Source organism: Streptomyces sp. NPDC050610 (assembly GCF_040654875.1).
GTDB lineage: Bacteria > Actinomycetota > Actinomycetes > Streptomycetales > Streptomycetaceae > Streptomyces.
Window position 1 is genome coordinate 59,885 of record NZ_JBFAIV010000014.1, and the last position, 13,949, is coordinate 73,833.

At 70.6% G+C, this 13,949-nt stretch carries 12 protein-coding genes; 9 read left to right on the forward strand and 3 right to left on the reverse strand.

Annotated elements, in window-relative coordinates; translation table 11 throughout:
• The first annotated feature begins 144 nt into the window (after positions 1 to 144).
• From AB0I22_RS18890 to AB0I22_RS18905, 4 genes are all read left to right on the forward strand, one after another.
• A complete protein-coding gene (locus tag AB0I22_RS18890) occupies positions 145 to 1,347 on the forward strand; it encodes an amidohydrolase family protein (RefSeq protein WP_363131931.1) in 1,203 nt (400 codons plus the stop codon).
• Positions 1,347 to 2,516, forward strand: coding sequence for an acyl-CoA dehydrogenase family protein (locus AB0I22_RS18895; RefSeq protein WP_363131932.1), 1,170 nt, complete (start codon positions 1,347 to 1,349; stop codon positions 2,514 to 2,516). Before AB0I22_RS18890 ends, AB0I22_RS18895 begins: the two co-directional genes overlap by 1 nt.
• A gap of 2 nt (positions 2,517 to 2,518) precedes the next feature.
• A complete protein-coding gene (locus tag AB0I22_RS18900; protein ID WP_363131933.1) occupies positions 2,519 to 3,481 on the forward strand; it encodes an acyl-CoA dehydrogenase family protein in 963 nt (320 codons plus the stop codon).
• Positions 3,482 to 3,895: 414 nt separating this feature from the next.
• A complete protein-coding gene (locus AB0I22_RS18905) occupies positions 3,896 to 4,420 on the forward strand; it encodes an ATP-binding protein (protein WP_363131934.1) in 525 nt (174 codons plus the stop codon).
• Between the two features lie 248 nt (positions 4,421 to 4,668).
• Here AB0I22_RS18905 and AB0I22_RS18910 read toward each other — a convergent pair whose 3' ends face one another.
• Positions 4,669 to 5,595 (reverse strand): cyclase family protein, encoded by a 927-nt coding sequence (locus AB0I22_RS18910; RefSeq protein ID WP_363131935.1) that lies wholly within the window; start codon positions 5,593 to 5,595, stop codon positions 4,669 to 4,671.
• Positions 5,596 to 5,693: 98 nt separating this feature from the next.
• Here AB0I22_RS18910 and AB0I22_RS18915 point away from each other — a divergent pair, with 98 nt between their 5' ends.
• From AB0I22_RS18915 to AB0I22_RS18935, 5 genes are all read left to right on the forward strand, one after another.
• The gene (locus tag AB0I22_RS18915; RefSeq protein ID WP_363131936.1) at positions 5,694 to 6,605 is read left to right on the forward strand and encodes an SDR family oxidoreductase; all 912 of its coding nucleotides are present in this window, start codon (positions 5,694 to 5,696) and stop codon (positions 6,603 to 6,605) included.
• Between the two features lie 126 nt (positions 6,606 to 6,731).
• Positions 6,732 to 7,937: an acyl-CoA dehydrogenase family protein gene (locus tag AB0I22_RS18920; RefSeq protein WP_363131937.1), complete on the forward strand. Its 1,206-nt coding sequence runs from the start codon at positions 6,732 to 6,734 to the stop codon at positions 7,935 to 7,937.
• Complete coding sequence (locus tag AB0I22_RS18925) at positions 7,934 to 9,397, forward strand: aldehyde dehydrogenase family protein (RefSeq protein WP_363131938.1); 1,464 nt, start codon at positions 7,934 to 7,936, stop codon at positions 9,395 to 9,397. The genes AB0I22_RS18920 and AB0I22_RS18925 overlap by 4 nt, the downstream gene beginning before the upstream one ends.
• 150 nt (positions 9,398 to 9,547) lie before the next feature.
• Positions 9,548 to 10,615, forward strand: a complete 1,068-nt coding sequence (locus AB0I22_RS18930) for a Zn-dependent alcohol dehydrogenase (RefSeq protein WP_363131939.1) — start codon at positions 9,548 to 9,550, stop codon at positions 10,613 to 10,615.
• A gap of 376 nt (positions 10,616 to 10,991) precedes the next feature.
• A complete protein-coding gene (locus AB0I22_RS18935; RefSeq protein ID WP_363131940.1) occupies positions 10,992 to 12,335 on the forward strand; it encodes a hypothetical protein in 1,344 nt (447 codons plus the stop codon).
• Positions 12,336 to 12,371: 36 nt separating this feature from the next.
• On the opposite strand, the gene AB0I22_RS18940 is transcribed toward AB0I22_RS18935, so the two are convergent.
• Together AB0I22_RS18940 and AB0I22_RS18945 are read right to left on the reverse strand one after the other, a co-directional pair.
• A complete protein-coding gene (locus AB0I22_RS18940) occupies positions 12,372 to 13,046 on the reverse strand; it encodes a flavin reductase family protein (protein WP_363131941.1) in 675 nt (224 codons plus the stop codon).
• A gap of 60 nt (positions 13,047 to 13,106) precedes the next feature.
• Positions 13,107 to 13,925, reverse strand: coding sequence for an enoyl-CoA hydratase-related protein (locus tag AB0I22_RS18945; RefSeq protein WP_363131942.1), 819 nt, complete (start codon positions 13,923 to 13,925; stop codon positions 13,107 to 13,109).
• Between the last annotated feature and the right edge of the window lie 24 nt (positions 13,926 to 13,949).

Consider the following 13,949-nt stretch of genomic DNA (forward strand, 5'->3'; position numbering starts at 1 on the left):
GTCAGAATCTCCGCGAAGCGTAAGCCGCAGCGCCTTGTCGGTCCAGAGGCGGCGGGGCTAGCCTGCCTATCTGACGACCCATCAGAAAATGCTGTCGGAAGCAGCCCGCGGCACAGTGGGCATCGCCCTGCGTGAGGGGAAACCATGGAGCTACCGCGCATCGTCAGCGTCGACGACCACGTGATCGAGCCCGCGCACCTCTTCCGGACCTGGCTGCCGGCCAGATACCGGGATCGCGGTCCCCAACCGCTGACGGAGGGGATCGGCGAACTGGAGTACACCGGCGGGAAGTACGTCATCACCATGGACCCGGCCGGCCCCCCGACCGACTGGTGGATCTACGAGGACCTCAAGTTCCCGTACAAGCGCAACATCGCCGCCGTCGGCTTCGACCGCGACGACATGACGCTGGAGGGCATCACCCGGGCCGAGATGCGGCGCGGCTGCTGGGACCCCGCGGAGCGGCTGCGGGACATGGACCTCAACCACGTGGAAGCGTCCCTCTGCTTCCCGACCTTCCCCCGCTTCTGCGGGCAGACGTTTGCCGAGGCGCACGACAAGGAAGTGGCCCTCGCCTGCGTACGGGCCTACAACGACTGGATGGTGGAGGAGTGGTGCGGCGACAGCGGGGGGCGGCTGATCCCACTGTGCATCATCCCGCTGTGGGACATCGACCTCGCCGTGGCGGAGATCAAGCGGAACGCGGCACGGGGCGTGAAGGCCGTGACCTTCAGCGAGATCCCCACCTACCTGGGGCTGCCGAGCATCCACTCCGGCTACTGGGACCCGTTCTTCGCCGTCTGCCAGGAGACCGGCACCGTCGTCAACATGCACATCGGCTCGTCCTCGCAGATGCCCGCGGCCTCCCCGGACGCGCCGCCCGCCGTGCAGGCGTCCCTCTCCTTCAACAACGCCATGGCGTCGATGATGGACTTCCTCTTCAGCGGCGTACTGGTGAAGTTCCCCACCCTCAAACTCGCCTACAGCGAAGGGCAGATGGGCTGGATTCCCTACGCCCTGGAGCGCGCGGACGATGTGTGGGAGGAGCACCGGGCGTGGGGCGGGGTGCGCGACCTGATCCCCGAACCGCCCTCCTCCTACTACTACCGGCAGATCTTCTGCTGCTTCTTCCGCGATAAACACGGGGTAGCGTCACTCGATGTGGTGGGCCGGGACAACGCGACGTTCGAGACCGACTACCCGCATGTGGACTCGACCTTCCCCCACACCAAGGAGGTCGCGCTCGACCATATGAAGGGCCTCGACGACGAGACGGTCTACAAACTCATGCGGGGCAACGCCATCCGGATGCTCGACCTGGACCTCGACCGGGAGCCCCGCCGCTGATGGACCTTTCCCGCACGGAGGAAGAGGAGGACTTCCGGCGGCGGCTGCGCGCCTGGCTCGCTCCGGCGCTGGCCGGGCTCCCGGCGAAGCCCGAGGCCACCGACTGGCCGGGCCGCCGGGCCTACGACTGCGCGTGGCAGCGGGCGCTGTACGACGCCGGATACGCCGGACTGCACTGGCCCCGCGACGCCGGAGGCCAGGGGGCCACGCCCACACAGCACCTGATCTTCCTGGAGGAGACGGAACGGGCGGGCGCTCCCTATGTGGGGGCCAACTTCGTGGGGACGCTGCACGCGGGGCCCACCATCGCGGCCGAGGGCACGCCCGAGCAGCGGGCACGCTGGCTGCCGCCGATCCTGCGCGGCGACGAGGTGTGGTGCCAGGGGTTCTCGGAGCCGGACGCCGGGTCCGACCTGGCGGCGCTGCGGACCCGGGCGGTCCGCGACGGCGACTCCTACGTCGTCAGCGGCAGCAAGATCTGGACCTCGCACGCCGAGATCGCCGACTGGTGCGAACTGCTGGTCCGTACGGACACCTCGGCCCCCAAGCACCGGGGCATCTCCTGGCTCGCGATGCCGATGGACGCGCCCGGCGTCACCGTCCGGCCGCTGCGGACGCTGGCCGGGTCCGCGGAGTTCGCCGAGGTGTTCCTCGACGAGGTGCGAGTGCCCGTGTCCCACCGGATCGGCGCGGAGAACGACGGCTGGCGCGTGACCATGGTGACCCTCTCCTTCGAGCGCGGCACGGCCTTCGTCGGCGAGGTCGTCGCCTGCCGCCGCGTGCTGGGGGAGCTGGCCCGTACGGCTCGCGCGAACGGGCTCTGGGACGACGCGGTGCTGCGCCGGCGGCTCGGCCGGCTGTCCGCGGATTTCCGCGCGCTGTGGCGGCTCATCCAGTGGAACGTCAGCGAGGCGCAGCGGTCGCTGCGCGGCGGCGGCAGCGGGGTGCCGGGCGTGGGCGGCTCCGTGTTCAAGCTGCGCTACTCGCAGGCCAGGCAGGAGCTGTACGACGCGGCGGCCGAGGTCTTGGGGGAGGGGGCGCTGGACGTCGACCACGAGTGGGTGGCGGACCGGCTGTCGTCGCTGTCGTACACGATCGCGGCCGGTACGTCCCAGATCCAGGCGAACATCGTCGCCGAGCGCATCCTCGGTCTTCCGAAAGGGCGGTGATCATGGACTTTCAGCTGACCGAGGACCAGGAGGCGCTGCGGTCCGGCGTGCGCGAGCTGCTGGCGGGCCGGTTCCCCCGGGAGCGGCTGCGCGCGGCGGTGGACGGCGCCGGGCCGGTGGTCGACCGGGGCCTGTGGCGCGAGCTCGGCGAGGCCGGGTTCTTCGGGCTGCGGCTGCCGGAGGACGAGGGCGGCGTGGGGCTCGGGCTGCCCGAGGCCGTGCTTCTCTTCGAGGAGGCGGGCCGCGTGCTGCTGCCCGGCCCCCTGATCGCCACCCACCTCGCGGCCGGCCTGGTGGCGGGGGCGGCGAGCGGTGAGCGGGTCGTCGGGATGTGCGACGCGACAGCGGAGGAGCGGTTCTGGGAACACCCGGCGGACTGCGACGAATTGATTTTCCTCGGCGACGATGAGCCGTACAGCGTCGACCCGTCGGCTCCGGCCGTGACGCCGGTCCGCTCCGTGGACCCGCTGACCCCGCTGGCCCGCGTCGTAGTGCCCGAGGGGGGCCGCCCGCTCGCGGGTGACGCTGCCCGCCTCCGCCGGGAAGCGGCCCTGCTGACCGCCGCGGAACAGTTGGGCAGCGCTGTCCGCACGGTCGAGACCGCGGTCTCGTACGCCAAGGAGCGCACTCAATTCGACCGGCCGATCGGGAGTTTCCAGGCGGTGAAGCATCTGTGCGCGCAGATGCTCGTACGCGCGGAGGTGGCCAGAAGCGCGGTGTACGCGGCGGCGGTCACCCAGGAGCCCGGGGATATCGCGGCGGCCAAACTGCTCGCCGACGAGGCCGCCGTCCACAACGCCCGCGACTGCCTGCAAGTGCACGGCGGGATGGGCTTCACGTGGGAGGCGGACGTCCATCTGCACCTCAAGCGGGCCTGGGTGAGAGCGCAGCGGTGGCAGTCGACGGCAGCCGGTGAGGAAGCACTCGCGGAAGAGCTGCTGTCCGAGGGGAATGTCATGGTGTAGGGGCTGTCAGGCGAAATGGCCTATCTACACCATATAAGTAGTCACCGAGCGTTGATACCGGGTTGTGTCCTAAGGGTGACTCGTCACAGGGGGGAGTCGGTCCCGGGCTCAGGTACGCTCCCTTGGGTGCGAGTGGTTCTGAGGCGCAACCCCCCTGGCGTTGCCGACGAGGCGACTCCGGAAGCGGGAATGTGTGCCGCTCCCGCCGGGTGGAGGCCCGTAAACCTCGATTGTTCGACTCCCCGTGGCGCGCGTCGCACAGTATGCAGCACGCATACTCCTTTGCGCCGGAATATGCCCGAAGCGCTTGTTGGGGTGACTGAACGTCAACCATGCTGTCTCGCACGGGGGTCACGGTCCGTGATCTCTCAGAGGTGCGAGGCGATGTGTCCGCCGGTTCGGATGGTGTGAGCGGTGCAGGTGCTTCAGGTGCAGATGGAGATCAGGCCCGACCCCGCGGAGGTGGGGCGAGCCCGGAGGTGGGCCCGTTCGCGGCTTGCCGGTTCTGGGATAGGCGCGGACGAGCCGCTGGCCGACACGCTCCTCCTGCTGATCTCGGAACTGGTCACCAACGCGGTGGTGCATACGGGCTGCCCGGCCGTGCTCCGCATGCTCTTCCCGGTCGTCCGCGCGGGCTTCGGGGGTGAGGGGCGACGCGACGGTGACAGCCGTGGTGGGGCCGCCGCGATGGAGGCGGGTGCGGGCGCCGGCACGGTCCGGGTGGAGGTCACCGATATCAGTGAGTGTCCGCCGCGTCAGCGGCACGCGGACGGCGAGGAGACGGGCGGTCGTGGCCTGGAACTGGTCGACGGGCTCGCCGACAGGTGGGGCTGGCGGCCGGAGGGCACGGGCAAGAGCATCTGGTGCGAGGTGGACCGCGCGCAGTCGCTCTTGATGGGGGCTTGTGACTCACCTCGCGCCGTGACAAAAGGTGCATAACTAATAAAGTCCAGACCAGGTGTTGACGTGGCGTGTCCAGGTGATCACTCTTGGGTTGAGCGATTCGTCGCGAGGGGACGTCGAGAATCCGGCGACGACCGGACGGTCTCGGCGAGTGCGGGTCGCGGCCCGGCGCGTCCGCATGGTCTGAGCGTCGGAGCCGGGTGGCGGTGCGGTGTGCCGTGCTCGGGGCGCGCACGCGCGCACCGCTGCCCGACCGTCCGGCCTGTCGCGGGGCCGGAGCGGATTCACAGGATGGCCACCGGCGCGACCGGCGCGCCCGTTCCGCCGACGAACGGCTCCGGTACGGCCGACAGGAAGAACGCGTAGCGGCCTTCCTCCGCGCACGCCGTGGAGAGCTCTTCCAGATTCCAGTTCTGGCCTTGCGGCATGCCCATCTCGACGAGGTCGAGAGCGTGCACGGGCATCCAGAGATCGTCTATCTCCGGCGGGAAGATCTCGAAGGTGAGGGTGTCGTTGGCGACGGCGGCCACATCGCGGGCGTGGAACCACTCGGGCGTCCGGATGGAGAGTCCGGGCGAGGGGAAGGCGTAGGCGTGCTTGTCGCCCGTCAGATAATGCTGGATCTGACCGGTCCGGATGAGCAGGATGTCGCCGGAGCGGACCTCGGTGCCGGACAGCTCCTCGGCGGCTGCCAGGTCTTCGGGGGTGACGGCGTGTCCGCCCTCCAGCCGGTCGAGGCCGCGGGCACGGGCGACGTCCAGCAGGACGCCGCGCGATACGAGAGGTCCGGCCTTCTCGATGCCGTGGAACGCGGCTCCGCCGTGCGCGGTGATCGAGTCCGCCGGGCGGCCGTTGTAGAGCCTGCCGCTGTGCGAGACATGGGTGAGGCCGTCCCAGTGGGTGCCTGCCTGTAGGCCCATGGTCACCACGTCGTCGCTGGTGGCGACGGTGTCGGGGCCGAACATCTCCAGGTTGACGGCGACCATCGTGTGCAGCGGGTTGACCCGGCCGGGGATCATCCCGGTCTGCACTCCGTCCTGTCGCAGCGGGACGGCGAGGGGGACGCGGCGCCCGCTCCGTACCGTCTCGGCGGCCGCGCGGACGGCGTCGGCGGTGATGAGGTTGAGGGTGCCCATCTCGTCGGCCTCGCCCCAACGTCCCCAGTTGTTGACGCGCTTGGCGATGTCGTGGAACTCGGGCGGCAGTGCCATGGGTCCTCCTGGGATCGGTTGGCCTCTGGGTCTTGTGCTCGGCACGCGTCTGCTCAAAAATCTAACGGTCCGTCAGAAAACGCGGGAAGGGGCGCGACGTGGGGAACTTCTTGGCAGGCAAGGTGATCGCCGTCACCGGGGCCGGCCGCGGCATCGGACGGGCGGTGGCACTCGCCTGCGCCGCCCAGGGCGCGAAGGTCGTCGTCAACGACTACGGCGTGTCCATCGAGGGCGGCGAGCCCACCAGCGAGGTCGCCGCGTCGGTGGTGAAGGAGATCGAGGCGTCCGACGGGGAGGCCGTCGCCGTCGCGGACGACGTCTCGACGATGGAGGGCGGTCAGCGCATCGTCGATGTGGCCCTGACGCGGTACGGGCGGATCGACGGCGTCGTGTGCGTCGCCGGAATCCTGCGCGAGCGCATGCTCTTCAACATGTCCGAGGAGGAGTGGGACCCGGTCATCGCCACCCACCTCAAGGGCACCTTCACCGTCTTCCGGGCCGCGTCGGCGGTGATGCGCAAGCAGGGCAGCGGCACCCTCATCGGTTTCACCAGCGGAAACCACCAGGGCAGCGTCGCCCAGGCCAACTACTCCTCGGCCAAGGGCGGCATCATCTCCCTCGTGCGCAGCGCCGCCCTGGGCCTCAGCAAATACGGAGTGACCGCGAACTGCGTCGCCCCCGTGGCCCGCACCCGGATGTCGGCGAACGTGCCGATGGAGCTCAAGGAGATCGGCGAACCCGAGGACGTGGCCGCACTCGTCGTCTACCTGCTGAGCGAACGGGCCCGCGAGGAGAAGATCACCGGGCAGGTCTATACGATCGCCGGCCCCAAGATCGCGGTCTGGGCCCAGCCCCGCGAACTGCGGTCCGCCTACGCGGACGGCGCGTGGACCCCCGAGAAGATCGCCGACTTCCTGCCCGGCACGGTCGGCACGGACCCCATGCCGATGCTGGCGCAACTGGAGGCGATGGCGGCCGCCGCGGCGGCCAAGGAGCGCCCCAACGCCTGATGCCGCGCGGGGCGCCGCCGCCCACCGCCGGCCCGAATCGGCGGCCCCGATCCGCAGCCCGGCCAGCGAACAGTCTGCGAAGAGCCGGGCGAACCCGCGCGGTCCGCGCGGAAGGAAGGAGACGCTGTGGATTTCGCCTTCGGGCCACAGGACGAGACCTTTCGCGAAGAGGCACGGGAATGGCTCTCGGCACACCTGACCGGCGAGTTCGCGGAAGCCGCGGGCCACGGCGGACCCGGCAGCGAACATGAGCTTCCGCAGGCCCGCCATGCCTGGGAGCGCGAACTCGGGGCGGCCGGCTGGATCGGGCTCGGCTGGGACCGTACGGCAGGCGCCTACGGAAACCGCACCGCGACCCTGACCCAACAGGTCGTCTGGGCCGAGGAATACGCCCGCGCGGGGGCGCCCGGACGCGTTGGCCACATCGGTGAGAACCTGCTCGCCCCGACCCTGATCGCCTACGGGGACGAGAAGCAGCGGGAGCGGTTCCTGCCCCCCATCGCCCGGGGCACGGAACTGTGGTGCCAGGGCTACAGCGAGCCCGACGCCGGCTCCGACCTGGCCGGACTCCGGACCACGGCCACCCGCGATGCCGCGCCCGGCGGCCCGTACCGCGTCACGGGCCAGAAGATCTGGACCTCACTCGCCCAGGACGCCCACTGGTGCTTCGTGCTGGCACGGACAGAGCACGGCTCCCGACGCCATCACGGGCTCTCCTTCCTGCTCGTGCCGATGGACCAGCTGGGTCGCATCGAGGTCCGGCCTATCCGGCAGATGTCGGGGACCGCCGAATTCAACGAGGTGTTCTTCGACGGGGCGCTGGCGAGCGCCGACCACCTCGTCGGCGGGGAGGGCAACGGCTGGCAGGTCGCCATGGGCCTCCTCGCCCTGGAGCGCGGAGTCTCCACTCTCGTCCAACAGATCGGTTTCGCCGCCGAGTTGGACGAAGTGGTCCGTCTCGCCCTGGAGCGCGGCACCGCAGCGGAACCGGTGCTGCGCGACCGGCTCGTACGGCAATGGGCCGAGCTCCGCACGATGCGCTGGAACGCTCTGCGGACGCTGGGCAGCACGGATGTGCCCGGCGCTCCCAATGTCGCCAAACTGCTGTGGGGCGGCTGGCACCAGCGGCTCGGCGAGCTGGCGATGCGAGTGCGGGGCACGGCCTCGGCCGTCGGCCCCACCGCTTGGAGCGCCGATCGCCCGTACGAACTCGACGCCCTGCAACGCCTCTTCCTCTTCACGCGTGCCGACACCGTCTACGGCGGCTCGGACGAGATCCAGCGCAACATCATCGCCGAGCGGGTGCTCGGCCTGCCGAAGGAGTCCCGATGACCGCGTACGGGCACTGGATCGACGGCTCCTGGTGCGAGCCCGCCCAAGGGCACTATGCAGTTGTCAATCCGGCGACCGAAGAGGTCGTCGGGGAGGCCCCGGAAGCGACGCGAGCCGAAGTCGCCGCTGCCGTGACCGCCGCGCGGGCCGCCTATGACGGCTGGTCCCGCACCGACCCGCGCGAGCGCGCGGCCGTGCTGGACCGGGTGGCCGATCTTCTTACCGAACACGGCGGGGACCTCGTGCCCCTGCTCCAGGCCGAGACCGGCGCGACCATGCGCCTCGCTTCGACCATGCAGGTGCCCACCGCGGCCGACCGCTTCCGCCGCTACGCGCGCGGAGCCCTCGAACCGGATGTCGTCCCGCTGGCGCCGCAGCCCGTGAAGGCCAGCGCGCTGGCCCCCGGCGGACTCATCGGCGCCGCCGCCGTACGCCGCCCCATGGGCGTGATCGGATGCATCACCTCCTACAACTTCCCCATCGTCAACCTCGCGGGCAAGGCGGCGCCCGCCCTGGCCATGGGCAATACCGTGGTCGCCAAACCCGCACCCCAAGATCCGCTGGCCTGCCTGGAGTTGGGGCCGATCCTCAAAGAGGCCGGACTGCCGGACGGCGCCTTCAACGTCGTCACGGGATCGGGCGCCGCCGCCGGGGAGGAACTCGTGTCCCACCCGGACGTCGACATGGTCAGCTTCACCGGGTCCACCGCGGTGGGAAAGAAGATCGCCGAGGCCGCTGGGAGGTCGATGAAGCGCACCCTGATGGAGCTGGGAGGCAAGGGCGCGGCCATCGTCCTGGGGGATGCCGACGACAAGACGGTCGCGTCGGCGATCAGGGCGGTCGGTTCGGTCTGGTCATTCCACAGCGGACAGATCTGCACGGCCCCGACCCGTGTGCTCGTGCATCGATCGCTGTACGAGAAGGTCGTCGCCGGTCTCAAACAGTACGCGCGGGCGCTGACAATCGGGGACCCTGTGGATAACTCCACGATCGTCGGCCCGTTGATCTCCGCGGCCCAGCGCGATCGCGTCGAGGCGTACATCGCCGGCGCCCGCGAGCAGGGCGCCCGTATCGTCGTAGGCGGCGCGCGCCCCGACCTCAAGCCGGGTTTTTACGTTCCGCCCACCCTCATCGCCGATGTCACGCCCGATATGACGGTGGCGCGGGAGGAGCTCTTCGGGCCGGTCGTCGTCGCGATTCCCTTCGACGACGAGGACGAGGCCGTCCGTATCGCCAACGGCACCTCCTACGGCCTCTACGACTATGTCTTCAGCTCCGACGCCGGCCGGGCCTGGGCTCTCGCGGCCCGCCTGCGCAGCGGCAACATCGGCATCAACACCGTCCAGCGGCATCCCGAGACCCCGTTCGGCGGTTTCAAGGACAGCGGCGTCGGCCGCGACGGCGGATCGTTCGGCCTGCACGCGTACAGCGAGCTCCAGTCCGTCGTCTGGCCCTCCTGACCAGCGGCGTCGCACTGGTACAGCGGCGCATCGGCACAGCGGCGGGACCCAGGAACCGGATTCCGCCTTCCGCCTTTCGCCTTCCGCACCGGATTCCCCTGTGGATCTCCTCTCCGGCCTTGGTCAAGGCCACCTAGAAGGGACGGCAACATGCGAGGCGTCATCTTCGACGGCAAACAGCCCCAGGTCGTCGATGATCTGGAGATCCGCGAGCCGGGCCCCGGCGAGGTGCTGGTCGCGGTCGTCGCGGCCGGCCTGTGCCACAGCGACCTCTCGGTCATCGACGGAACCATCCCCTTTCCGGTGCCGGTGGTGCTCGGCCACGAGGGCGCCGGAGTGGTGGAGACGGTCGGCGCGGGCGTCGTGCATGTCGCGCCCGGCGATCACGTCGCCCTGTCGACCCTCGCCAACTGCGGCACGTGCGCCGAGTGCGACCGGGGCCGCCCGACCATGTGCCGCAAGGCCATCGGCATGCCGGGGCAGCCGTTCACGCGGCACGGCGCGAAGCTCTTCAACTTCGCCTCCAACTCCGCCTTCGCCGAGCGCACGGTCGTCAAAGCCGTCCAGGCCGTCAAGATCCCCGACGAGGTGCCGCTGACCTCGGCGGCGCTCATCGGCTGCGGGGTGCTGACCGGCGTCGGAGCGGTGCTCAACCGGGCCGAGGTCGGCCAGGGCGAGTCGGTCGTCGTCATCGGCGCGGGAGGCATCGGACTCAACGTCCTGCAGGGGGCGCGGCTCGCCGGGGCGTCGACGATCGTCGCGGTGGACGCGAATCCGGCGAAAGAAGCGGCGGCCCGGACCTTCGGCGCGACCCACTTCATCGACGCCTCCACCACCCCGGACACCTCCGCCGCGGTGAAGGGAATCCTGCCGACGGGCGCGGACCACGCCTTCGAATGCGTCGGCAACACCAAGCTGATCCGGCAGGCGGTGGACCTCCTCGACCGGCATGGGAAGGCCGTCCTGCTCGGCGTGCCACCGGCCGACGCGCAGGCGTCCTTCCTCGTCTCGTCCATGTACCTCGACAAATCGATACTCGGCTGCCGCTACGGCTCCTCGCGCCCGCAGCGCGACATCGCCCTGTACGCGCGTCTCTACCGCGAAGGCCGACTGCTGCTGGACGAGCTGATCACGGAGACCTATCCGGTCGAGGACTTCGCGAAAGCCGCCGACGATGCCCACCACGGGCGGGTGGCGCGCTGCGTGCTCACCTTCTGACATTCCGTACCCGCTGCGGCCGGACGCCGGGCGTGCCCAGGGGGCCATTCCGTAGGAATGGTCGACGGGGCGGCCCCCAGGGGGCGCGATAACGGCCGACAGTGACGAGGGTCACGCCGGCGTCTCCGGGTGGGGCGCCCGTACGAACGGGGTGGGTGGTGCGTACGGGGTGGTCGGTGCATGTTGGCGTCAACAGGTCCGATTCGTCAGGTGATTGGGGTTTTGTCGATGCCGGTGTGCGGTACGGGCGGTAGCCCCGGACCGGTGGCGCGGGCACCGGTGCCTGCTGTCGCCCGTTGAGAGCCCCGACGGCCGGCCCATTTGGAGCGGAACCTTCCGGCCCCACAAGGAATCATTCTTGGTGAGAGGGGCGGATATGACTCAGCAGACGGGGCCTGGCGCTATACCGGCGGAGGCGGACGGGGAATCGGCGTGCCCGAAGACGGCCGCTGCCGCCGCCCCCCGGACGGACCTGGACACCGCCCCCGGACCGGACGGCGCACGGGTTGACCTGACGAAGGCGAGACCCCGGCAGCCTGGGAAGACCGCCGGAGACCGGGAGACCGGGGAAGATCAGAAAAGCGCGGAAGATCAGGAAACCGCGGCGGACCGGGAGGCCGCGCAGGACCTGAAGACCGCGGAAGATCTGAAGGCCGCAGAAGACCTGAAGACCGCGGAGGGGAAGCCGCCGGAGAGTGCCAAGGGCGTAACGGACCTGGAAGGCGTCACGACCTCCGAGGTCTCAGAGTCCGCCGAGGACGGTTTCGGGTCGGCTTTCTGCTCCTCGATGGCGACGCTGTGCGCCGAAGCCGTCATCGCCGGGACGCTCGCCGTCTTCGTCGTGCTCGCGCGCGAACACGACGGCCTCCCCGGCAGCGCCGCGGTGATCGTCGGCGCGGTGCTCGCCCTCGGGCTCGTCGGCGTGCTGCTGAGCGGCTTCGTAACCGCCATCGCGGTCATGCCCGCCCTGTCGCTCGCGCGCTGGTGGGCGCGGCGCAAGGAGCGCACCGACAACCGGTGGCGGGCCCTCGCGGCCGTACCGGTGGTGTCGGCGGCGCTGGTCGCCGTGTTCGGGGCGGTGGCCGCGCTGGGCAGCCGGGCGCTCGCGCAGCCCCTGACCTACCTGGAGTGGTGGGCCGCTCTCACCGCCGCGCTCGCGCCCGCGACGGTCGTCGCGCGGACCGCAGGGGGGCGGGCCAGGGAAGGCCGCAGCGGACGCCTCGTGCGGCGCGTCGCGCGCAACGCCGCCGTGGCCTGGCTCGGCGTCGCCGTGCTCGGCACGGCCGCGTACGGAACGGGGCTGGTGAGCATCTACAAGCCGCCCCGGCTCAGCGCCTCGGACATCGAGGGCATCTGGAGCGACGGGCACGGCGGCATGGTGGAGCTGGCCAAGGACGGGAAGGCCGTCGCCGACGGGCTCGACAACTTCGTGTGGGACGGCACCGGCAAGGACAAGCCGAAGGACTGCGAGGGCACCGGGACGTGGAACTCGGTGAAGGACGGCGGCCACGTCCAGGGCGTCTCCATGCGGATCAACGCGTGTGAACTGGTGCGGGAGTGGAGCGTCGGCGGCACCGCCAAGAAGCCGCGGATCTTCCACGAGATAGGAAAGCCGGGTTCCGGCAAGCGCTACGTGCTGACGAAGACGACGAAGAAGAAGGCGGCCGAGCAGCAGGCGCGGCAGAAACACGGCTCCCACGCCGGGGCCCACCAGCACTGACGAGCGGGCCCGGCCCCGGATCCGCGTGGGAGCGGTTCAGAGGCTTTCGAAGGAGCCGAACGTTCCCCGGTGGAAGAGCAGCGGGCCCGTCCCGGCCGCCCCCTCGTCCTCCGCGGCGCCGAGCGCCTCGACGCGCCCGACGACGATGAGGTGGTCGCCGCCCGTGTGCACGGTGTGAATGGCGCAGTCGATCCACGCGGGCACGCCCGTGAGCAGCGGTGATCCGGTCGCCGGCGACGGCTCGTACGGCACCCCGGCGAACTTGTCCGCGCCGCTCACGGCGAAGCCCCGGCACAGGTCGCCCTGCCCGGTGCCCAGGATGTTGACGCAGAAGACCCCGGCGCGGGCGATGCGCGGCCAGGTCGTGGACGTACGGGCCACCATGAAGGCGACCAGCGGCGGGTCGAGGGAGAGCGACGAGAAGGACTGGCAGGCGAAGCCCGCCGGGCCGGAGGGGCCGCCGCCGTCCGTCCCGGCCGCCCCTTCCGTCCCGCCCGCCGCGGCGGGCGCGGTGACGATGGTGACGCCGCTCGCGAAGTTGCCGAGAACGCGCCGGAACTCGGCCGCCTCGACGGGGGAGCGTTCGTCCTCGCGGACGGCTCGCAGTTCGGGGCGGGGGAGTGGATCGACCGGCCGACCGGCTGAGGTGGACGCACCCACCGACCGCAGATAGCGCACGGCGGTGGCTGCCATCCCTGCGTGTCCCATCATGACTTCATTGAATCTGAAGAGATTTTGGATGGGAAGTGATGGGCGGAGCGTGACACTTGGTTAGCCTCCTCGGTATTCGGGGGTGCGTCGCTCGACGAAGCTCGCGACGCCCTCCTGTGCGTCCGATGTCGTCATATTGATCTCCTGCGCGGTGGCCTCGGCCGCGAAGGCGGTCGTACGGTCGGTGTCGAGCGAGGCGTTGACCAGCTGTTTGGTGAGGGCGAGCGCGCGGGTGGGGCCCGTCGCCAGCCGCTCCGCCCATTCGCGCGCGACCTTCGCCAACTCGGCATCCGGCACGACCCGGTTGACCAGGCCCAGCCGCTCGGCCTCGGCGGCGGGCAGCGCGTCGCCGAAGAACATCAGCTCCTTCGCGCGCTGCGGGCCCACCAGGCGCGGCAGGAGGTACGCGCCGCCCCCGTCCGGTACGAGCCCGCGCCGCACGAAGACCTCGATGAACCGGGCCGACTCCGCCGCCAGCACGAGGTCGCAGGCGAGCGCGAGGTGCGCGCCGAGCCCGGCCGCGGTGCCGTTGACGGCGGCGACGACGGGCTTCTCGCAGTCCAGGACGGCGCTGATCAGCCGCTGGGCGCCGCGCCGGATCGTACGGGCCACATCGCCCGCGACGCGTTCGACGCCGGCGGCGGCGGGGGCGCCGCGGAGGTCCGCGCCGGCGCAGAAGCCCTTGCCGGTCGCGGTGATCACGACGGCTCGCACGGCCTGGTCGGCGGAGGCCTCGTCGAGCAGCGAAATGATGCGTTCTCGCTGGTCACGCGTGACGGCGTTCATCGCTTCGGGGCGGTTGAGGGTGATCCACGAGACCCCATTGTCAGTGGTGTGCCGTATCAATGACTCAACGGATTCTTCGGGGGAGGAAGTCATGGGGGAGCGGCTCCGGGTTCTTGG